This is a genomic window from Micromonospora sp. NPDC005087 (genome assembly GCF_042872965.1).
Taxonomy (GTDB): Bacteria; Actinomycetota; Actinomycetes; order Mycobacteriales; family Micromonosporaceae; genus Micromonospora.
In genome coordinates, this window is sequence record NZ_JBIALB010000008.1 from 22,532 (window position 1) to 42,808 (window position 20,277).

General features: G+C 73.8%; 20 protein-coding genes and 1 pseudogene. 14 read left to right on the forward strand and 7 right to left on the reverse strand.

Annotated elements, in window-relative coordinates:
* Window positions 1–3 precede the first annotated feature (3 nt).
* From hisN to aroA, 3 genes are all read right to left on the reverse strand, one after another.
* On the reverse strand, window positions 4–825 hold the full coding sequence (gene hisN / locus ACFYPS_RS19560) for a histidinol-phosphatase (RefSeq protein WP_387325927.1): 822 nt from the start codon (window positions 823–825) through the stop codon (window positions 4–6).
* A 28-nt stretch (window positions 826–853) separates the two neighbouring features.
* Window positions 854–1,864 (reverse strand): ribosome small subunit-dependent GTPase A, encoded by a 1,011-nt coding sequence (rsgA, locus tag ACFYPS_RS19565; protein WP_354963748.1) that lies wholly within the window; start codon window positions 1,862–1,864, stop codon window positions 854–856.
* A 121-nt stretch (window positions 1,865–1,985) separates the two neighbouring features.
* A complete protein-coding gene (gene aroA, locus ACFYPS_RS19570) occupies window positions 1,986–3,287 on the reverse strand; it encodes a 3-phosphoshikimate 1-carboxyvinyltransferase (protein ID WP_354963749.1) in 1,302 nt (433 codons plus the stop codon).
* A gap of 101 nt (window positions 3,288–3,388) precedes the next feature.
* Between aroA and ACFYPS_RS19575 the strand changes: the two genes are divergently transcribed.
* The 5 genes from ACFYPS_RS19575 (at window position 3,389) to rsrA (ending at window position 6,697) form a co-directional block, all read left to right on the forward strand.
* Entirely contained in the window at window positions 3,389–4,099 is a 711-nt protein-coding gene (locus ACFYPS_RS19575) for an SOS response-associated peptidase (RefSeq protein WP_354963750.1), read from the forward strand.
* A gap of 196 nt (window positions 4,100–4,295) precedes the next feature.
* The gene (locus ACFYPS_RS19580; protein WP_354963751.1) at window positions 4,296–4,688 is read left to right on the forward strand and encodes a WhiB family transcriptional regulator; all 393 of its coding nucleotides are present in this window, start codon (window positions 4,296–4,298) and stop codon (window positions 4,686–4,688) included.
* A 48-nt stretch (window positions 4,689–4,736) separates the two neighbouring features.
* The gene (locus tag ACFYPS_RS19585; RefSeq protein WP_354963752.1) at window positions 4,737–5,354 is read left to right on the forward strand and encodes an alpha/beta family hydrolase; all 618 of its coding nucleotides are present in this window, start codon (window positions 4,737–4,739) and stop codon (window positions 5,352–5,354) included.
* Window positions 5,355–5,580: 226 nt separating this feature from the next.
* Window positions 5,581–6,408, forward strand: a complete 828-nt coding sequence (locus ACFYPS_RS19590; RefSeq protein WP_354963753.1) for a sigma-70 family RNA polymerase sigma factor — start codon at window positions 5,581–5,583, stop codon at window positions 6,406–6,408.
* 1 nt (window position 6,409) lies between these two features.
* Window positions 6,410–6,697 carry a mycothiol system anti-sigma-R factor gene (gene rsrA / locus ACFYPS_RS19595; RefSeq protein ID WP_089019138.1) on the forward strand — a complete coding sequence of 96 codons (288 nt, stop codon included), beginning with the start codon at window positions 6,410–6,412 and terminating at the stop codon, window positions 6,695–6,697.
* A gap of 117 nt (window positions 6,698–6,814) precedes the next feature.
* On the opposite strand, the gene ACFYPS_RS19600 is transcribed toward rsrA, so the two are convergent.
* A complete protein-coding gene (locus tag ACFYPS_RS19600) occupies window positions 6,815–7,117 on the reverse strand; it encodes a 50S ribosomal protein bL37 (protein WP_387325933.1) in 303 nt (100 codons plus the stop codon).
* Here ACFYPS_RS19600 and ACFYPS_RS19605 point away from each other — a divergent pair.
* Window positions 7,110–7,331: a biotin/lipoyl-binding carrier protein gene (locus ACFYPS_RS19605; RefSeq protein WP_172899197.1), complete on the forward strand. Its 222-nt coding sequence runs from the start codon at window positions 7,110–7,112 to the stop codon at window positions 7,329–7,331. The two genes, ACFYPS_RS19600 and ACFYPS_RS19605, sit on opposite strands and share 8 nt — an antisense overlap.
* Window positions 7,328–7,837, forward strand: coding sequence for a GNAT family N-acetyltransferase (locus ACFYPS_RS19610; RefSeq protein WP_387326208.1), 510 nt, complete (start codon window positions 7,328–7,330; stop codon window positions 7,835–7,837). The genes ACFYPS_RS19605 and ACFYPS_RS19610 overlap by 4 nt, the downstream gene beginning before the upstream one ends.
* Here ACFYPS_RS19610 and ACFYPS_RS19615 read toward each other — a convergent pair.
* A pseudogene (locus ACFYPS_RS19615) lies at window positions 7,813–8,461 on the reverse strand (TetR/AcrR family transcriptional regulator); the annotation flags it as partial. The gene ACFYPS_RS19610 and the pseudogene ACFYPS_RS19615 sit on opposite strands and share 25 nt — an antisense overlap.
* A 111-nt stretch (window positions 8,462–8,572) precedes the next feature.
* On the opposite strand from ACFYPS_RS19615, the gene ACFYPS_RS19620 reads away from it, so the two are divergent.
* Window positions 8,573–10,150 (forward strand): MDR family MFS transporter, encoded by a 1,578-nt coding sequence (locus ACFYPS_RS19620; protein ID WP_354963756.1) that lies wholly within the window; start codon window positions 8,573–8,575, stop codon window positions 10,148–10,150.
* A gap of 63 nt (window positions 10,151–10,213) precedes the next feature.
* Here the strand turns inward: ACFYPS_RS19620 and ACFYPS_RS19625 are convergent, their stop codons facing one another.
* The gene (locus ACFYPS_RS19625; protein WP_387326211.1) at window positions 10,214–12,055 is read right to left on the reverse strand and encodes a tetratricopeptide repeat protein; all 1,842 of its coding nucleotides are present in this window, start codon (window positions 12,053–12,055) and stop codon (window positions 10,214–10,216) included.
* Window positions 12,056–12,243: 188 nt separating this feature from the next.
* Here ACFYPS_RS19625 and ACFYPS_RS19630 point away from each other — a divergent pair, with 188 nt between their 5' ends.
* On the forward strand, window positions 12,244–13,275 hold the full coding sequence (locus ACFYPS_RS19630) for an SIS domain-containing protein (RefSeq protein ID WP_354964005.1): 1,032 nt from the start codon (window positions 12,244–12,246) through the stop codon (window positions 13,273–13,275).
* Between the two features lie 25 nt (window positions 13,276–13,300).
* Window positions 13,301–14,896, forward strand: a complete 1,596-nt coding sequence (locus ACFYPS_RS19635; RefSeq protein WP_387325936.1) for a histidine kinase N-terminal domain-containing protein — start codon at window positions 13,301–13,303, stop codon at window positions 14,894–14,896.
* 75 nt (window positions 14,897–14,971) lie between these two features.
* Here the strand turns inward: ACFYPS_RS19635 and ACFYPS_RS19640 are convergent, their stop codons facing one another.
* Window positions 14,972–16,486, reverse strand: a complete 1,515-nt coding sequence (locus ACFYPS_RS19640) for a glycosyltransferase family 39 protein (protein WP_387325939.1) — start codon at window positions 16,484–16,486, stop codon at window positions 14,972–14,974.
* A gap of 314 nt (window positions 16,487–16,800) precedes the next feature.
* Here ACFYPS_RS19640 and ACFYPS_RS19645 point away from each other — a divergent pair, with 314 nt between their 5' ends.
* From ACFYPS_RS19645 to ACFYPS_RS19660, 4 genes are read left to right on the forward strand one after another with little or no spacing between them, the layout of a single operon-like run.
* The gene (locus ACFYPS_RS19645) at window positions 16,801–18,516 is read left to right on the forward strand and encodes a nitrite/sulfite reductase (protein WP_387325942.1); all 1,716 of its coding nucleotides are present in this window, start codon (window positions 16,801–16,803) and stop codon (window positions 18,514–18,516) included.
* The gene (locus tag ACFYPS_RS19650) at window positions 18,513–18,674 is read left to right on the forward strand and encodes a hypothetical protein (RefSeq protein WP_172899052.1); all 162 of its coding nucleotides are present in this window, start codon (window positions 18,513–18,515) and stop codon (window positions 18,672–18,674) included. Before ACFYPS_RS19645 ends, ACFYPS_RS19650 begins: the two co-directional genes overlap by 4 nt.
* On the forward strand, window positions 18,671–19,432 hold the full coding sequence (locus tag ACFYPS_RS19655; protein WP_387325946.1) for a phosphoadenylyl-sulfate reductase: 762 nt from the start codon (window positions 18,671–18,673) through the stop codon (window positions 19,430–19,432). The genes ACFYPS_RS19650 and ACFYPS_RS19655 overlap by 4 nt, the downstream gene beginning before the upstream one ends.
* Window positions 19,414–20,223, forward strand: coding sequence for a sirohydrochlorin chelatase (locus tag ACFYPS_RS19660; RefSeq protein WP_387325949.1), 810 nt, complete (start codon window positions 19,414–19,416; stop codon window positions 20,221–20,223). Before ACFYPS_RS19655 ends, ACFYPS_RS19660 begins: the two co-directional genes overlap by 19 nt.
* Window positions 20,224–20,277 lie beyond the last annotated feature (54 nt).

The window sequence follows — 20,277 nt, forward strand, 5'->3', positions numbered from 1 at the left end:
GGGTCAGCGCGCGGCTGGTCGATCGAGCCGGGCGAGGATGTCGGCGTGCAGCACACCGTTGGTGGCCACCAGGCTGCTCTCGGTGCCCGGCTCGCCAGTCGGAGCCGGTCGACCGGCCAGATCCGTGACCGTGCCACCCGCCTCGGTGACGATGGGGACCAGCGCCGCCATGTCCCACAGCGACAGTTCCGGCTCGACCATCACGTCCAGTGCGCCCTCGGCCAACAGCATGTAGCCGTAGAAGTCGCCGTACGCCCGGCTGCGCCAACTGGACCGCATCAGGTCGAGCATCGCGTCGAGCCGGCCGGCGCGCTCCCAGCCGGTGAGCGACGAGTAGCAGAAGCTGGCGTCGGCGAGCCTCCGAACGGCGGAGACTCCGATCCGCTCGCCGGCGGCGGCGGGGCCCGGCCCGGCGTACGCGCCCGCGCCGAGGCTCGCCCACCAGCGTCGTCCCAGCGCCGGAGCGGACACCACGCCGACCACCGGCCGGTCCGCGTCGAAGAGCGCGATCAGGGTGGCCCAGACCGGCACGCCGCGGACGAAGTTCTTGGTGCCGTCGATCGGGTCGATGATCCACCGCCGGCCGTCCGGAGCGGTGGCCGGCTGGTCGCCGTACTCCTCGCCGAGCAGCCCGTCGGCCGGCCGGTGCTCGGCCAGCAGCGCCCGGATCTCCCGCTCCACGGCGGTGTCCGCGTCGGAGACCGGGGTCAGATCGGGCTTCGCCTCGACCCGCAGGTCGAGCGCGCGGAACCGGGCCGTGGAGATGGCGTCGGCCCGGTCGGCGAGCAGGTGGGCGAGGGCGAGGTCGTCGGCGTACCCGGTCATGCCGGCAACCTAGCCGACACCCGACGGGTCACTCGTCCGGGCCGCGCCGATCACCCTCGCCGGGGCCGCGCTGGTCGGTCTCGCCGCGCTGGTCGCCCTCGCCGGCCCGGGAGGCGAGCAACCGGCGGTACGAGGCCAGCCGGCGCGGATCGGCCTTGCCGGCGGCCACCCAGGCGTCCAGTCCGCAGTCGGCCTCGTCAGCCGTGTGCGGACAGTTGGGCGGGCAGTCGACGGTGCCCTCGACCAGGTCGGGAAAGCCGTGCAGCAGGCTGTCGGCGGAGACGTGGGCGAGCCCGAAGCTGCGGATCCCCGGGGTGTCGATGATCCACCCCGCGTCGGTGTCGACGCCGGGCACCGGCGGCAGTCGCAGCGCCACCGCGCTGGTGGAGGTGTGCCGGCCACGACCGATCGCGCTGACCACGCCGACCGCCCGGGCTGCCTCCGGGACGAGGCGGTTGACCAGCGTCGACTTGCCCACCCCGGAGTGCCCGACCAGCACCGACACCCGGCCGGCGAGCAGCGCGCGCAGGGCGTCCAGGTCGGAGTCGGGGCGGTTGAGCACGTACGGCAGCTCCAGCTCGGTGTAGTAGCCCAGCACCTCCTCCGGGCCGGCCAGGTCGGCCTTGGTGAGGCAGAGAAGGGGCTCGACGTCCGCGTCGTACGCGGCCACCAGGCAGCGGTCGATGAACCCGGTGCGCGGCGGCGGGTCGGCCAGCGCGCTGACGATCACCAACTGGTCGGCGTTGGCCACCACCACCCGCTCCAGCCGGCCCTCGGCGGTGGTCTCGTCGTCGTCGGCGGTGCGGCGCAGCACCGAGCGGCGTTCGGCGATCCGGACGATGCGGGCGAGAGCGCCCTCCGCGCCGGAGGTGTCCCCGACGAGTCCGACCCGGTCGCCCACCACCACCGACTTGCGGCCCAGCTCACGGGCCCGCATCGCGGTGACCGTGGGCAGTTCGGCACCGACCACGCCGCGCTCGGCCCCGGACAGCACGCAGGTGTAGCGCCCCCGGTCGACGGCGATGACGAAGCCGTCCACCGCGTCGGCGTGCCGGGGTCGGGTGCGCGTACGCGGGCGCGACGACTTCCCGGGCCGGACCCGTACGTCGTCCTCGTCGTACTCCCGCCGTCTGGTCGCCAGGACCTGTCCTCTTCTCGCGTCAGCTCTTGCCGGTCACCATCGCTGACCATAGTGCCGGGAACTCGGGCATGGTCTTGGAGGTACACCCGACGTCGTCCACCTCGATGCCCGGCACGGCGAGCCCGGCCACCGCGGCGGCGTGTGCCATCCGGTGGTCGTGGTAGGTGTGGAACACGCCGCCGCGCAGCGGCCGGGGCCGGATCTCCAGCCCGTCGGGCGCCTCGGTGACGTCGGCGCCGAGTGCGGCGAACTCCCGGGCCAGCGCGGTCAGCCGGTCGGTCTCGTGGCCGCGGATGTGCCCGATGCCGGTGAAGGACGACGGCGAGTCGGCCAGCATGGCCAGCGCGGTCAGCGCCGGGGTCAGCTCGCTCACGTCGGAGAGGTCGGCGGTGAGGCCGTGCACCACGCCGGAGCCCCGGACGGTCAGCCCGGTGGTGGAGAGGGTCACCTCGCCGCCCATCCGGTGCAGCAGCGAGCGTAGCTGCTCGACCGGCTGCGCGCTGCTACGCGGCCAGCCCTGGAGGGTGACCTCGCCGCCGGTGACCAGCGCGGCGGCGAAGAACGGCACCGCGCCGGAGAGGTCCGGCTCGATCTCCCAGCCGCGACCGGCGAGCGGGCCGGGCTCAACGGTCCACACGTCGGGGGTGGTGTCGTCGACGGCCGCGCCGGCGGCGCGCAGCATCTGCACCGTCATCCGCAGGTGCGGGGCGGACGGCACCGGCGGGCCGACGTGCCGCACCACGACACCCCGGTCGAAGCGCGGGGCGGCCAGCAGCAGCCCGGAGACCAGTTGGCTGGAGGCGGAGGCGTCGATCACCACCTCGCCGCCGGTGATCCGGCCGGCGCCGAGCACGGTCAGCGGCAGGCTGCCCGCACCGGTGATGTCGATCCGGACACCCAGCGAGCGCAGCGCGCCGATCAGCGGGCCGAGTGGCCGGATGCGGGCCTGCGGGTCACCGTCGAAGGTGATCCGGCCGTCGGCCAGCCCCGCCACCGGCGGCACGAACCGCATCACCGTGCCGGCCAGCCCCACGTCCACGTGGGCCGGGCCGACCAGCGGGTGCGGCCGGACCAGCCAGCGCTCGTCGTCGCTGATCGACACGTGCGCGCCCATCGCCCGTAGGCCGGCCGCCATCAGCTCGGTGTCCCGGGCGCGAAGCGGCCCGGCCAGTGTCGACGGGCCGGCGGCCAGCGCGCTGAGCACCAGGGCGCGCGCGGTCATCGACTTGGACCCGGGCAGGCGCAGCGTGGCCGCCACCGGATCGGAGGCGGTCGGTGCGGTCCACGGCTGCGGCGGCCGGGTTGCTGTCAGGTTCCCCACGGTTACATTCTGCCGTGTCGGCCGGTGGGCGGCGGTGACCGGCGGTCCTGCTCCCGGTTGGCGGGACAGCCGGCGGGCCGTCGACGGGTTAGCGTGTGCCCATGTGCGGCAGGTACGCGACGACCCGGAGCTCCGGCGAGCTGAGCGCGCTGTTCGAGTCGTCCGACGACACCGACGGCCGGATCCGGCCGGACCACAACGTCGCGCCGACCGACCCGGTGCCGCTGGTCCGGGTCACCCCCGAGGGGCACCGCAGTCTCTGCGTCGGCCGCTGGGGCCTCCTGCCGCACTGGTCGCGATCGGCCGCCGGCGCGGCCCGCATGATCAACGCGCGGGCGGAGACGGTCGCCACCAGCCGGGCGTACGCCGGGGCGTTCGCCCGTCGCCGCTGCCTGGTCCCGGCCGACGGCTGGTACGAGTGGGTCCGCCAACCCGACGGGGGGCGGCAGGCGTATTACATGACCCCCACCGACGGCTCGGTGCTCGCCCTGGCCGGGATCTGGTCGATCTGGGAGTCCGGGGCCGAATCCCGGCTCACCTTCAGCGTGCTGACCACCGCGGCGCTCGGTGAGCTGGCCGAGGTGCACGACCGGATGCCGGTGCTGCTGCCGCCCGAGCGGTGGTCGTCGTGGCTGGCGCCGACCGGGGAGCCGGACGGGTTGCTCGCCCCGCCGGCGACCGACCAGCTGGCCCGGTTGGAGATCCGTCCGGTCGGGCCGGCAGTGGGTGACGTCCGCAACGACGGGCCGCAGTTGATCGCCCGGGTGCCGCTGGCACCGACGACGGCTGCGCAGGAGCTGACCCTGTTCTGAGGCTCGTGCGCATCGTCGGGCGCCGATTTGCTGGGGTTGCGCGTGATTCGTCGCCTGGCCGTTCAGTCATCTTCCCGGCAGGCCCTTGTCTCGGCGTCCGTAAGTGCGATAGAACACAGCGCCGGTAGTGGGTGTCGATTCGCACGGGGCGGACGACATCCACCGATCTTGCCGGTCCCACGGGGGAGGTGGGTGAATGACACGGGCGCGTATGCCCCGTCCGCACGAGGTGGCCGCGGCGCGGCGAGATCCGCGACTGCTGCGGGCCTTGCGGGAACGCCGACAGGATGACGCCTGGCGCACCAGAGGGACATGCCAGAGCGTCGATCCGGAAACGTTCTTTCCGGCGCCGAACGAGCCGGCGGACGCCGCCGTCGCGCTGTGCCGCAGTTGCGACGTCCAGGGGTCCTGTCTGGCCTGGGCGCTGGAGGTGGGTGACTGTCACGGCGTGTGGGGCGCCACGACGCCCCGCGAGCGGCGGGCGATGCTGGTGGCCTGGCGTGGCCAGGTCGAACCGGATCCGGACGCCGTGGACGAGGCGGGCCCGCCGGTGCGGGACCGTCTGCTCACCCTGGTCCCGCTGAGCTGACCACCGGTCCCGTCCCGGGCGCCGGACGGGGCGGCGCAGAATGGGTCCGTGCTGCCCAGCGACGAGATCGGGACCACGCGCGGTCCGGCGCGGATCGACACCGACCTGCCGATCGGGCCGGCCGCCGCCCTGCTGGTGCTCGGGCACGGTGCGGGCGGCAGCGTGGACGCCCCCGACCTGCTCGCGGTGCGTGACGCGGCCGTCGAGCTCGGTCTGGCGGTGGTGCGGGTGACCCAGCCCTACCGGGTCGCCGGCCGCCGCGCGCCGGCTCCCGCCGGGCACCTCGACGACGCCTGGACGGCGGTGCTCGCCGCGTTGCGCGACCGGCAGCCCAACGTCCCGACGCTGCTCGTCGGCGGTCGCTCCAGCGGCGCTCGGGTGGCCTGTCGGACGGCCCGCGCGGTGGGTGCGGCCGGCGTCGTCGCGCTGGCCTTTCCGCTGCACCCGCCCGGGCGACCGGAGCGCTCCCGGGCCGCCGAGCTGGCCACCGGGCTGCCGACGCTGGTGGTCAACGGCGACCGGGATCCGTTCGGGGTGCCGGAGCCGGGGCCGGCCGTGCAGGTGGTGACCCGGCCGGGGGAGACGCACGACCTGCGCAAGGATCCGGCCGGTACGGCGGCCGCGGTGCGGGACTGGCTCCGCGCCCAGGGCTGGGCGGCCGGCTGACCCGGTCGGCCGGGCGAACCGTGTCCGGTGCCGGGCGCGGGTCGTTGCATCCGGTGGCGCCGCCTACCGGATTCGGGCGGGCGGGGCCAAATCCTCCCAGGCCCTTCCTGGTCCCAGCGCCGGCCGTCGCCGGGGCCGGGGCCAGGAACGGGAGGGCCGGCCGGAATGCCCCACCCGTCTTCTCGCGTTACTACCCGCGGACGACTTTTCTGCGAGGGGGTGGCCGGTGCCGACCGAAACACGGAGCCGGGAACGGGACGAGCGGGACGCCCGGCAGCTGAAGCAGCTGCTGGATGGCCCGGACTGGCCCGCGACGGCGGGACCGGGCGGGGCGGGTGCGGTGAGCACGGGCACACCGGCCGGAAGTGAATCTGTGGGCAGGTCCGTGCGCGTATCCTCGGCGGGAAAGCATCCGACGCGAGGGGATGTGCGGTTGACCACCGAGAAGACGGACGAGCGCAGGGCCCGTTTCGAGCGGGACGCGATGCCATTCGTCGATCAGCTCTACGCTGCTGGGCTACGGATGACGCGTAACCCGGCGGATGCCGAGGATCTGGTCCAGGAGACCTACCTGAAGGCGTACGCCGCCTTCCACCAGTTCGAGCAGGGCACCAACCTGAAGGCCTGGCTCTACCGGATCCTGACCAACACCTACATCAACTCCTACCGCAAGCGGCAGCGCCAGCCGATCCAGGCGCCCACCGAGGAGATCACCGACTGGCAGCTGGCCGAGGCCGAGTCGCACACCTCCAGTGGGCTGCGCTCGGCGGAGACCGAGGCCCTGGACCGGCTGCCGGACAGCGACGTCAAGGAGGCCCTCCAGCAGTTGCCGGAGGAGTTCCGGCTCGCCGTCTACCTCACCGACGTCGAGGGCTTCTCCTACAAGGAGGTCGCCGACATCATGGGTACGCCGATCGGCACGGTGATGTCGCGCCTGCACCGGGGCCGTCGTAATCTGCGCAAGCTGCTCGAGCAGTACGCCGGGGAGCGAGGCTTCAGCGCGGCCCGTTCCTCGAAGGGTTCGACCGCTGCCGCTGCCGGCCGGGAGGTGTGACGTGAGCTGTGGGGAGCCGCACGAGACGGACTGCCGTGAGGTGCTCGCGGAGGTCTACCTCTACCTGGATCTGGAGTGCGCCGACGAGCGGCGCACGCTGATCCGGCACCACCTGGACGAGTGCGGGCCGTGCCTGCGCGAGTACGGGCTCGAGCAGGAGGTGCGGGCGCTGGTGGCGCGTTGCTGCGGCAACGAGACCGCGCCGGACGAGCTGCGCGAGCGGCTCCGGGTCAAGCTCACCGAGCTGGTGGTCTTCGAGACCAGCGACTCCCGCGAACTCGCCGACTGAGCGTCGGCCCGACGAACGAAACCGGTGGCCCGGGTCGATCTCGACCCGGGCCACCGGCGTACCCGGCGTCCGCCGGGTTGGTCTGACCGGTGACGGGCCGTCGGCCCGTCGGCGCGTTCAGGAGTTGGGACGCTTGCCGTGGTTTGCGGCGTTCTTCTTCCGTGCCTTCTTCTTCCGGGACTTCTTCGCCATGCTGACCTCCTCGTGATGGGTCGGATCCGCCCTGCGCGCGGCCTCGGCGCCGGTGTACCCACCGGCCGCCCGGCGTCGGGTCCGACCCGCTGATGGTAGTGCGGCCGGCACCCGACGCCTTCCGGCGGGGCGGTCGCGGCACCCGGGCCGCCGCTCCGGGCCCACCGTCGGTCGCCGCATGATTGGATACGTCGGCAGGCACATCGGGAAAAGGGAGGGCCTGGACATGGCCGAGGAGATCCGCGCCGAGATGGTGGCGAACGTCTGGAAGGTCGTCGCGTCGACCGGCGACACCGTGTCCGAGGGCGACACCCTGGTGATCCTGGAGTCGATGAAGATGGAGATCCCGGTCATCGCCGAGTCCGACGGTGTGGTCAAGCAGCTCGCCGTCAACGAGGGCGATGTCGTGCAGGACGGCGACCTCATCGCGGTGATCGATTGAGCGGCCTGCTGGTCCGGCGCGCCGACCCGGGCGACTTTCCGGCGGTGGCTCAGCTGACCGTGGCCGCGTACGAGGCGGACGGCCAGCTCAAGGGCGAGCACGGGTACGGCGCGGTGCTGGCCGACGTGTCGACCCGGGCCACCAGCGGTGAGGTGCTGGTGGCGGTGGACGAGGCGACCGGGGCGGTGCTCGGCTCGGTCACCTTCGTGCTGTCGGGCACCCCGTTCGCCGAGCTGTCCGGCCCGGGTGAGGCGGAGTTCCGGATGCTCGCGGTCGACCCGGCCGCGCAGGGCCGGGGCGTTGGCGCGGCGCTGGCCCAGGCGTGCGTCGACCGCGCGGCCGAGCTGGGCTGCGCGGCCGTGGTGATCTGCGTCCGTGCGGGGATGGCCGTCTCGGCGCACCGGCTGTACGAGCGGCTCGGCTTCGTTCGCTGCCCGGAGAAGGACTGGGCGCCGGCGCCGGGCGTGGACCTGCTCGGCCTGCGGCTGGAGCTGCCCCGGGGCTGAGCCGCCGGCCGGTCAGTCCTGCGAGCTGCCCGAGGCGGCCGGGGTCCCACTCTCGTCGGGCTGCGCGCCGATGGCGGCCAGCAGCTCGTCGGCCACCTCCAGGGCGATCCGGCGGCGCTCGTCGTCGGTGATGTGCGGCGCCCGGACGGCGAACCAGCTGCTGTGCACGGCGAACAGCGACAGCACGGCGCGCAGCTGGGCGACGGGGGAGTCGTCGCCCCGGCAGAGCGCGTTGGCCAACTGCATCATCCGGCCGCGCATCTGCTGGCCGGAGGCGAGGCTCTTGAGCACGGTCTGGTTCTGCTCGAAGAAGCGCATCACCGAGGGCTGGTCGCCGGCGAACATTGTGTCGGCGTACCGGGAGATCAGCGCGCGCCGGGTGGCCAGGGTCGCCGGCTGCGACTCGGCCCAGGCGGTCAGCTCGTCCATCCGCTCCAGCCGGTCCTCGACGAAGCTGGCGACGATGTCGTCCTTGCTCTTGAAGTGGTAGTAGAGCGCCGCCTTGGTGACGTTGAGGCGCTCGGCGATCTCGCGTAGCGAGGTCTTCTCGTACCCCTGCTCGGTGAAGAGCTCCAGCGCGACGGCCTTGATCCGCTCGCGGGTGCCGCCTGTGCTCTCCCTCACCCACGCCCTCCAATTGGCTTGACCGTCACTTGCCGCCCAACTTACCGTGCGGCTAGTAAGGTGACTAGCCGGGCGGCAAGTAAGTACGCAATCCTCGGGGGGAGCTTACCCATGACTCAGGCAACCCAGGCCGGCGCGCGACCCAACGTACGGGTCGTGCTGTTCGGGCTGATGATCGCGATGATGCTCGCAATGCTCGACAACATGATCGTCAGCACCGCGCTGCCGCGCATCGTGGGCGAGTTCGGCGGCCTCAACCACTTCACGTGGGTGGTCACCGCGTACGTCCTCGGCACCACCGTCTCCACCCCCATCTGGGGCAAGCTCGGTGACCTCTACGGGCGCAAGTCCGTCTTCCTGACCTCGGTCGGCATCTTCCTGCTCGGCTCCGCGCTCTGCGGCATGGCCGGCTCCGGAATGCTGGGCGGTCCCCAGGACGGCATGGTGCAGCTCATCGCCTTCCGGGCCGTGCAGGGTCTGGGCGCCGGCGGCCTCATGGTCGGCGTGATGGCGATCATCGGTGACCTGGTCCCGCCCCGCGAGCGCGGGCGCTACCAGGGCATGATCGCCGGGATCATGGCCATCGCCATGGTGGCCGGCCCGCTGGTCGGCGGCTTCATCACCGACCACCTCTCGTGGCGCTGGGCGTTCTACGTGAACCTGCCGCTGGGCGGCGTCGCGCTGCTGCTGCTGATCACCACCATGCACCTGCCGAAGTACCGCACCGAGCACCGGATCGACTGGCTCGGCGCCGGGCTGCTCTCCGTCGGCATCACCGCGATCGTGCTGATCACCACCTGGGGCGGCAACGAGTACGACTGGTCGTCCCCGCAGATCCTCGGCCTGGCCGTACTGTCCGTGCTCGCGCTGGTGGCGTTCGGCTTGGTCGAGCGCCGTGTCGCCGAGCCGATCCTCCCGCTGTCCCTCTTTGCCAACCGCAACTTCGCACTGATCTCGCTGATCGGCTTCCTGCTCGGTTTCGCGATGTTCGGCGCGATGAACTTCCTGCCGCTCTACCAGCAGACCGTGCAGGGCGCCTCGGCCACCAACAGCGGCCTGCTGCTGCTGCCGCTGATGTTCGGCATGCTGGTCGTCTCGCTGGTCATCGGGCGGGCGATCACGAAGACCGGCAGGTACCGGGTGTACCCGATCGTCGGTGGCGTGGTGATGGCCACGGGTATGGCGCTGCTGACCATGCTCGACACCGACACGAGCAAGCTGCAGTCCTCGCTGTACATGGTCGTGCTGGGCGCTGGCATGGGCTTCCTCATGCAGACGTCCATGCTGATCGCGCAGAACAGCGTGGAGCAGAAGGACCTCGGCGCGGCCAGCGGCGCGGCCACCTTCTTCCGGTCGATCGGCGGCTCGTTCGGCATCTCCCTGTTCGGCGCGATCTTCGCCAGCCGGCTGGCCGGCTCCAGCGCGGGCGGCGCCTTCGGTGGCGAGGGCGGCGGGATGGACCTGGCGAAGCTCAAGGAACTGCCCGCCCAGGCGCGCGAACTGGTGCTCGGCGGTCTCGCCGACGCGATCTCGCACGTCTTCCTCTGGGCGGTGCTGTTCACCGTCGTGATCCCGGTGCTCGCCTGGTTCATCAAGGAGATCCCGCTGCGCACCGCGAACGAGGCGCCGGCGCAGGCCACCCCGGAGGAGGAGGCCGAGATCGCTCTCGGCAAGGCCCCGGTCGCCTGACCCGGAACTCCCGCGCCGCGCTGGCCCCACCGGGGACGGCGCGGCGCGGCCGTTTCTCCAGGGTCAGCGACGACGTCGGGGTGTGGTGAGGCGTCGCCAGAGGCGGCGAAGTGGATTGCGGGGGCGCGGAAGTCGGGGCGGCGGCGGGTCGCCGAGCAACTCGATGGCGAGCGCGGCGGTGGCCGGGTCCAGTGCCGGAGCGGCCAGCGCCAGGTGGGCCAGTGAGACGGCGATCGGGACCGGCCGGGCCCGGGCCACCGCTGCCGCGTCGGCCAGCCGCTCGGCCACCACCTGGGCCACGTCCGATCGCACCCCCGGGTCCACCCAGGCAGCGGTGACCAGGGCGAACAGTGCCGCCTCGGTGATCCAGTCCTCCACGCCCCAGACCAGGTCCAGCAGTACCCGGCGCCGGGTCGAGTCGTCCCACGGCTCGTCGGTGCGGTGGTGCAGCAGCCCCAGGCAGGCCCACACCTGCACGCCGCGCACCCAGACCGACGGGTCCTGGGCGGCCAGGAGCCGGCCCAGCGCGTTGGCCGGCGCCGCCGGCGGATGCACCAGCAGCCCGAGCAGGTCGGCCAGGTCCAGGCCGGCCAGGCCCACCGCCGCGTCGTAGGCCGCCGGCGGGTGCGGCCACGCCGGATGGGCGACCTGCCCGATCCGCTCGACCGCCGCCGCCGAGGGCGCCGGCAGCGCGGGCGTCGGGAGGGTGTCCGCGTAGTGCCACAGGCGTCGGGTGGTGGCCCGTCGCGGTTCTCGTGGGTCCGGCTCCACCGCGCCGGCGACCTCGATCCGCAGCCCGGGTGCCGCCGCCGTGGCCGTCCGCACGGCGCTCGGCGGGGCCGCCGCCGGCAGGCGTACGGCAGTCCCGAGACCATTGTCGTCGTCGGCCACCGCCTGGCGCAGAGCGTCGACCAGCGGGCCGCCGGCCGGCGTCAACTGGCCGAGCCACGGCCGACCCCGGCAGCACTGGGCCAGATCGCCGTGCTCGTGGCTGTCGTCCGGGTGGTCACGGACGAAGTCGGCGAGCGCGACCAGGTGGGCGAGGTCGCCGTCGCGCAGGTGCCGCAGGCGGTGGGCGGTGTGCACTGCGCAGTCGAACGACGGGTCCCGAGCGAGCGCCCGCTCGGTCCACTCCAGCGCCTCGTCCAGCCGGCCGGTCTCGGCCAGGGTGCCGGCGATGTCGGCGTAGATGGCCAGGTCGTCGGGGTCCAGCGCGACGGCCCGGCCGAGCGCCGCGAGGGCCTCACGGGTGCGGCCGCCGCTGCGGTACGCGTACCCGAGCCAGACCTCGCCCATCTTCGAGGGCTGGGACCGTACGCCGCGGGTGGCCCAGCGGATCGCCAGCGTGACCTCGCCGAGCCGCCTGGCCAGCGCGGACCCCGCGCCCAGCAGCAGCCCGTGCTCGGGGCGGACGGTGACCGCGTTGCGGGCCAGCGCGAGGTACGGCGCGAGCGCGCCCCGGCCGACGCGCGGCACCGGGTCGGGCAACGCGGCACAGACCTGCATGAGGATCCGGGCGATGTGCTCCGGGTCCAGTCGCTCGGCCAGTTCGGGTGCGATCACCCATGGCACGCCGGCCCACTCCGTGCCGGGCGCGTACCCGGTGGCCGCAGCCAGCAGGTCCAGCCCCTCGGCCGGTCGGCCGGCGGCGGCCAGCAGGTGGGCGCGGGCGACGACCGCGCCGACGAAGGTGTGGTGGTTGATCGGGAAGAGGTCGAGCCCGCCCCCGCTGACCGCGGCCAGCCGGGCCAACGTCTCGTGCACCTCCGGCAGGGTCGGCGCCCGGGCCAGCGCGCCGGCGAGGTGGCCGGCGGCGTGGTGGAGGTCGCCCTCGTCCAGTGCCAGCCGGGCCAGGGCCAGCTCCTCCGTCGCGGAGAGCGCGGGGTCGTCCCTTCCCTCGGGCACATCGTCCTCTCGTCGCAGCGACACCGGTTGGAGCGGGACAAGCCTAGTTGATATTGAGATCATTCGGTGATCAACTGCGCAGTGCTGCTCGTTCGATTGCTCGGATAGTTTGAAAGGTGCAAGACTGAGCAGGAAACGCGCGGGAACCGCGCAAGAGGGGAGCGTCCGTGACGCGTGCAGGGGCCGGGATGGCCGCCGACATCGAGGAGCAGCCGGCCGGCTACGCGCGCCTGCTCTCCACCGCCAACGCCGGGGAGATCGCCCGGGTGGCGGCTGCCGTCGCCGAGCGTCGGCCACGGCACGTGGTCTTCACCGCCCGGGGCACCTCCGACCACGCGGCCCTCTACGGGGCGTACCTGGCCGAGATCCGGCTCGGGCTGCCCGCCGGGCTCGCCTCGCCCAGCGCGGTCACCCTGTTCGGCGCCCGCCCCGACCTGTCCGACGCGCTGGTCGTCGGGGTCAGCCAGAGCGGCGGCTCGCCCGACCTGGCCGAGGTGCTGCGCGCCGCGCGGGCCTCCGGCGCGCTGACCCTCGCGGTGACCAACGCCCCGGACTCCCCGCTGGTGGAGGTGGCCGAGCTGAGCGTCGACATCGCGGCCGGGCACGAGCGGGCGGTGGCCGCCACCAAGACGTACACCGCCGAGCTGCTCGCCCTGTTGATGCTCATCGAGGGGATCCGTGCCGGCGACGGCGTGCTCCCGGCGGCCGAGCGGGAGGCGCTCGACGCGCTGCCCGAGCTGGCCGCCCGCACCCTCGCCGACGACACCCCGGCGCAGCTCGCTCCGCGCTACCGCTTCGCCCGCCAGCTGGTCACCACCGGGCGCGGGTACGCCTACCCGACCGCGCGGGAGGCCGCCCTCAAGCTGATGGAGACCTCGTACCTGCCGGCTCTCGCCTTCTCCGGCGCCGACCTGCTGCACGGTCCGCTCGCGATGACCGACCCGGAGGTTCCGGTGCTCGCCGTGGTCGGCTCGGGCCCGGGCGGACGGTCGATGGGCGAGGTGCTGCCCCGCCTCGGCGAGCGCCGCGCCGACGTGGTGGTGGTCGGCTCCGCCGACGTGCCGGGCGCCACGCGGCTCGCCGTCCCCGATGTCGACGAGCGGTACGCCCCGCTGCTGGACATCCTGCCGTTGCAGCGCCTGGCGATGGCGTTGGCGCTGACCCGGGGCGAGGATCCGGACGCGCCGCGCGGGCTGAAGAAGGTCACCGCGACGATGTGAGTCGCGGCGTGGCACGCTGGTCATCGTGTCCACGCTGCGCGACCTCGCCGAGGAGCACACCCGTCTCCGTCCGGCCGACATCGACCACCTGCACCGGATCGCCGGCGACTGGCAACTGCTCTCCGACCTGTCCTTCGCCGATCTGCTGCTCTGGGTGCCGGTCGACACGGACGGCACCTTCCTCTGCGTCGCCCAGGTCCGCCCGACGACCGCGCCCACCGCGTACCAGGATGACCAGGTGGGGCGGATCGTCGGCGGGCCGGAGGTGGCCCACCTGGGCGTGGCCTACTCCCAGGGCCGGATCTGGAGGGAGGGCGACCCGGTCTGGTACGGCGACGTACCGGCCCGGCACGAGGCGATCCCGGTCCGGCTGCGCACCGCCGAGGGGGAGGCCGGCGAGGTGATCGCGGTGGTGGGCCGGGACACCAACCTCTCCACCGCGCGTACCCCCAGCCAGCTGGAGCTCAACTACCTGACCACGGCCGACGACCTGGCCCAGATGATCGCGGACGGCACCTTCCCGCCGCCCCGGCACCCGGGCGAGACCACTTCCGCCCCGCGGGTCGGGGACGGCCTGGTGCGGCTCGACGCCGGCGGCAAGGTCACCTACGCCAGCCCGAACGCGCAGTCCGCGTACCGCCGGTTGGGCTACGCCTCCCACCTGGTGGGGGAGGATCTGGCCGCGCTGCACCGCCGGCTGGCCGGCGATCCGCTGGACGGCACCGAGGCGGCGAACGGGATCCTGGCCGCGCTGCGCGGCGAGGCGCCGCCCCGCCGGGAGATCGACGCGCGGGGCGCCACGATGCTCACCCGGGCGCTGCCACTGATGCCCGCCGGGGTGCCGATCGGCGCGCTGGTCCTGGTCCGGGACATCACCGAGGTCCGCCGCCGGGACCGGGCACTGATCACCAAGGACGCCACCATCCGGGAGATCCACCACCGGGTGAAGAACAACCTCCAGACGGTGGCCGCGCTGCTGCGGTTGCAGGCCCGCCGGGTCGCCATGCCGGAGGCCCGGGTCGCCCTGGAGGAGTCGGTTCGCCGGGTCGCCTCGATCGCCCTGGTGCACGAGACGCTCTCCATGTCCAGCGACGAGGCGGTCGAGTTCGACGGCATCGTCGACCGGGTGGCGAGCGCGGCGACCGAGGTCGCGGCGACCGAGGTGAGCGTCGGCATGCGCCGGCGGGGCAGCTTCGGCGTGCTGCCCGCGGAGATCGCCACCTCGCTGGTGATGGTCCTCAACGAGTTGCTGCTCAACGCCGTCGAGCACGGCTTCCCGCCCGCTGACGAAGCGGACGACGCTCTCGTCCCGTCCGCGCCGGCCGACGTGGTGCCCGCCGTCGTACCCGGGACCGACCCGGCCGGGCGGCCCGAGGTTGTCGTCTCGGCGCACCGGTTCCGCAAGATGCTGCACGTCTCCGTGGCGGACAACGGACGCGGGCTGCCACCCGACTTCGATGCCGAGAGCGGCAGCCGGCTGGGCCTCCAGATCGTCCGGGCCCTGGTCACCGGGGAGCTGCGCGGCACCATCGCGCTGCGCGCCGGCGCCAACGGCGGCACCGAGGCGGTGCTCGTCGTACCGCTGGCCCGCAGCGCGCCCGACGGCCGCTCGCAACCCTGACCCACCTGCCGACCCGACCCCCGCCGGCCTTGGGTTTTCCGCACCCGGGCGGGTCCGCCCCGTCTGCCGGACAGGTCAGCGGCCGGGGCGGCTGGTCAGCAGGGCGACGGTCAGGCCGGGGCGCTGCCAGACACGCGCGATGGTGAAGTCCGCGCGCAACGCGTCACCCTTGGCGCCCGGCACGGTGGCCAACGGTTCGGCATGCCGCCCGGCGACGACCAGCCAGACCCGTGGCGTGCCGGCCAGGCACCGCGCCGGTCGCGGGCACTCCGCGGCCCACAGATCGCCCCGACGAACCTCGTCCTCGGCGACCAGCACGTCCCGCGGCGGGTTCCCCAGGTGGTACTCGACGCCCAGATCCAGGAAGAGCCAACTGTCCCGGGGCGAATAGACCACCGCGTCCCCGGGCCGCTGCCCGTCGGCGATCACCCGGGCGGCACCCGCGTAGTCCACCGGCGCGCTGCGCGGCCACTCGTGGGTCCGCCGCAGCGCCGCCTGGTCGGGCAGGCCGAGCAGCCCGGCGAGGACCACCACGGCCAGCGCGGCCGGCGCGCTCACCCCGGCCAGCGCCGCGCCGGCCAGCAGGCAGGCGAACGGCACCACGAAGACCAGATACCGGGGTACCCACAGCGGCACGACCGTCCCGGCGGCGAAGAGCAGCAGGACGGGCAGCAGCACCGCGCTCACCGGCAGCAGGGCCCGTCGGCCGAGGCGGGCCGCACCAAGCGCGGCGATCCCCACCAGCAGCCCGCCCACCACGGAGCTCTGGGCCACGCCACCGGGCAGCGCGCTCAGGTCGTCCAGGCGGGCCGACGCAACCCAGTCCAACTGTCGGGAACGCTGTGTGCCGGCCTTCAGCAGCAGCGGGCTCACCAGCAGCGCGGCCGGCACCACCGCGACCACCCACCGCCACACCCGCCGATCCGGCCGCCCCACCTCGCCGGTCCCGTCCGACTCGGCCACCCCGGCTACGGCGGAGCCCCGCCACCAGGTGACCAGCACGACCAGCGCGTGTGCGGCGAGCAGGGTGAGGGCGATCAGATGGGTGAGCCCGAGCGCGGCCACCGCGGCGGCGTAACCGCCCCAGCGGGCCCAGCCGGGCCGACGCAACGCACTCACCAGCAGCAGGGTGGCAAGGACCGCGAGCGCGGTGGCCAGGGCGTACGGGCGGGCCTCCTGCCCGTAGCGGGAGGTGCCGGGGAGCAGCGCGAAGAGCAGCCCGGCGAACAGACCGGTACGCCGGTCGGCAAGCTGCGCGCCGAGCACGGCGAGCAGCCCGGCGGCGACGGTCATCGCCAGCGCGGCCGGCGCGCGCAGGGCCACCGTGGAGTCGCCGACGATCGCGAGCCAGCCGTGCAGCAACAGGTAGTACGGGCCGGTGGCGGCGTCGATGGTGCCGGCCAGCCGGACCAGGTCGCCGGGCGACCGGGTGGCGGCGCTCCAGGTGGCCAGCTCGTCGCGCCAGAGCTGGGCCGAGCCCAGCCCAGCGCCGGTGACCGCCAGGGTCAGCACCGCCGGAGGAAGCCAGACCGGGACGCGGTGCAGCCGACCTCGCACCGCCTCGGGCGACTTTTCGGACAATATGCCCACCGTCCGAGCCTGTCACGGCTGGCCCGGCCCGTGATGTGGGATCCGGCACGCGCTCATTGGCCGGCCCCCATGCGGTGTGGCAGCATGAGCCCATGACCGCCGCTGTCGTCCGCCGCTTCGTGGCTCGTCGCCACGTTGATTACGGCCGCGTGCGCAGCGCGATCTGTCCGGCCAACTGACGACGCCCGACCCATCTGTCTCGGGCGCGCTCCGCGCCGGCTGTCTCAGACACCGTTGTCCCGCCCGCTCTCGACGGGCCGGCCGCCGCGCCCCGCGCCCGCCCCGAGGCACAGCAGACAACGGAGGACGCCGCGATGGCGGTCAGCAGCATCCCGGCCCGTTCCGAGGACCCGACGGCCCGCCCTGCCCGGACGGTGACGCGCCGGCCGCGGGGTGAGGGTCAGTGGGCGCTCGGCCACCGCGAGCCGCTCAACCCCAACGAGCGGATCAAGAAGGACGACGACCCGCTCAACGTCCGGGCCCGGATCGAGACCATCTACGCGCACGGCGGCTTCGCCTCCATCGACCCGCAGGACCTGCGCGGCCGGTTCCGCTGGTGGGGCCTCTACACCCAGCGCAGGGCCGGCATCGACGGTGGGCGCACCGCGGTGCTGGAGCCGCACGAGCTGGAGGACGAGTTCTTCATGCTCCGGGTCCGCATCGACGGCGGCCAGCTCAGCCTGGCCCAGCTGCGGGTCATCGCGGACATCTCCCGGGAGTTCGCCCGGGACACCGCCGACATCACCGACCGGCAGAACATCCAGTACCACTGGATCCGGGTCGAGGACATGCCGGAGATCTGGCGCCGACTGGAGTCGGTCGGCCTGCAGACCACCGAGGCGTGCGGCGACTGCCCCCGGATCGTGCTGGGCAGCCCGGTCGCCGGGGTGGCCCGCGACGAGCTGCTCGACCCCACGCCGGCGCTCGACGAGATCGTCGCCCGGTACGTCGGGGACAAGCAGTTCTCCAACCTGCCCCGCAAGTTCAAGACGTCGATCTCCTGGCTGGTGGACACCCCGTACGAGTCGAACGACATCGCCTTCCTCGGCGTCGACCACCCCGAACACGGCCCCGGCTTCGACGTCTGGGTCGGTGGCGGCCTCTCCACTAACCCGATGCTGGCCCAGCGACTCGGCGTCTGGGTGCCGATGGCCGAGATCCCCGACGTGTGGGCCGGCGTGGTCGGGATCTTCCGCGACTACGGCTACCGGCGGCTGCGTAACCGCGCCCGGTTGAAGTTCCTGGTGGCCGACTGGGGCATCGAGCGTTTCCGCGAGGTCCTGGAGCAGGACTACCTCGGCCGGACGCTGCTCGACGGCCCGGCGCCGGACCTGCCGGCGAAGCCGATCGACCACGTTGGGGTGCACGAGCAGGCCGACGGGCGGCACTACGTCGGCGCCGCCCCGGTCGTCGGGCGGGTCTCCGGCGCGCAGCTCGCCCAGCTGGCCGACGTGGTCGAGGCGCACGGCAGTGACCGGGTGCGGCTCACCCCGTACCAGAAGCTGCTGGTGCTCGACGTGCCGTCGGAGCGGACCGAGTCGTTGGTCGACGCGCTGCGCGCGATCGGCCTGGAGGCCCGGCCGTCGGCCTGGCGGCGCGGCACCATGGCGTGCACCGGCATCGAGTACTGCAAGCTCGCCATCGTCGAGACGAAGGCCCGCGGCGAGGAGCTGGTGGCCCGGCTGGAGCAGCGGCTGCGCGACTTCGATGCCGACATCTCGATCCACATCAACGGCTGCCCGAACGCTTGCGCGCGCACCCAGGTGGCCGACATCGGACTCAAGGGCCAGCTGGTGGTCGGCCCGGACGGTCGGCACGTCGAGGGCTTCCAGGTGCACCTGGGTGGCGGCCTGGGCATGGCGCAGGGGCAGACCGCCGGTTTCGGGCGCAAGCTGCGCGGCCTGAAGACCACCGCCGAGGAGCTTCCGGAGTACGTGGAACGACTGGCCCTGCGCTACCTGGCCGGCCGGAGCGAGGGCGAGACGTTCGCCAACTGGGTGATCAGAGTCGACGAGGAGGAACTGCGATGAGCAGCGAGAACCGAGCGGCACCCCTGTACTGCCCGTACTGCGGCGAGGAGGATCTACGGCCGCACGAGGCGGGGCACGGCGCCTGGGAGTGCCACGCCTGCGCCCGGGTCTTCTCGGTGAAGTTCACCGGGCTGCTCTCCCGGGCGGTGAACCGGTGAGCCTCGTCTCCGCCGCCGGCCTCGGCCTGGTCGGTCCGGGCGGTCCGACCCCGGCCGATCCGACCCGGCGCAGCCCTGACGAGCTGCGGGCGCTGGCCGAGCAGGCGGGTCGGGAGCTGGAGGGCGCCCCGGCGCTGGAGATCGCCCGTTGGGCGGCGCAGACCTTCGGCGACCGGTTCTGCGTCACCAGCTCGATGGCCGACGCCGTGCTGGCCCACCTGGTGTCCCGGGTCGCCCCGGGGGTGGACGTGGTCTTCCTCGACACCGGCCTCCATTTCCCGGAGACCCTCCGGGTGCGGGACGAGGTGGCGCGGACGCTGCCGGTGAACGTCCGGTCGATCCGCCCTCGGCTCACCGTCGGTCAGCAGGACGGCCAGTACGGTCCCCGGCTGTTCAACAAGTCACCGGACGACTGCTGCCAGCTGCGCAAGGTGGAGCCGCTGGAGCGGGCGCTGACCGGGTACGACGCCTGGGCCGCGGGCCTGCGCCGGGACGAGTCGCCGACCCGGGCCAACACGCCGGTGGTGACCTTCGACGGGCGGCGGGGCAAGGTCAAGGTCAACCCGATCGCGGCCTGGTCGCAGGGCGACGTGGACGCCTACATCGCCCGCTGGAACGTGCCGGTCAACGAGCTGTTCAAGCAGGGCTACGGCTCGATCGGCTGCTGGCCGTGCACCCGTCGGACCAAGGCCGGCGAGGACGCGCGGGCCGGCCGGTGGGCCATGTTCGAGAAGTCCGAGTGCGGACTGCACGTCTGACCTCCCCGTCGACGACCCCGACCGGCCTGCGTGTGGCCGGCGGGGCGGATCCGGTGGTGCTGGTCGCGCACGGCAGCCGTGATCCCCGAGCGGCCGAGGCCACCCGGGCGCTGGGCCGGGCGGTGTCGGCCGCCCGTCCGGACACCCCGGTGTGGACGAGCTGGCTGGACCACACCGAGCCGGGGCCGACCGAGGTGCTGCGCGGGTTGGCGGCGGCCGGCCACCGCCGGGCGGTGCTGGTGCCGCTGCTGCTGACCGCCGCGTACCACCGTCGGGTCGACATCCCGGCGGCCGTCGCCGCCGCGGCGCGGGCCGGGCCTCCCCTGGAGGTACGGGTGACCGACGTGCTCGGTCCGGCGGACGGCACGGTGGACCGGGCTCTGCTGGCCGGGCTGCGACGCCGGCTCGGCGAGTCGTGGACGGGCCGCTTCGACGCGCTGGTGCTGGCAGCGGCGGGCACCCGGGACACGCGGGCGCGTGGCTCGGTGGGCCTGGTGGCGGACGCGCTCGGCGCGGAGTTCGGGGTGCCCTGCCGGGTGTCGTACGCCTCGGCGGCTCCGCCGGAGACCGGTGTCGCGGTGGCCCGGCTACGGGCGGCCGGCGCTCGCCGGGTGGCGGTCGCCGGGTACTTCCTGGCGCCGGGCCTCTTTCACGACGCGGTGGCCGAGGCGGCCCGGGCGGCCGGCGCGGTGGCGGTGGCCGACCCGTTGACCGACGCCCCGGAGCTGGTCGAGCTGGTGCTGCGGCGGGTCGACGAGTGGTCCGGTCGAGTCCTGGCGCCGGCGGTGTGACCGAGGTCGCCGGCTTGCGAATGATCAGCGGGGTAGGAAAGCGGAACGCCCCGG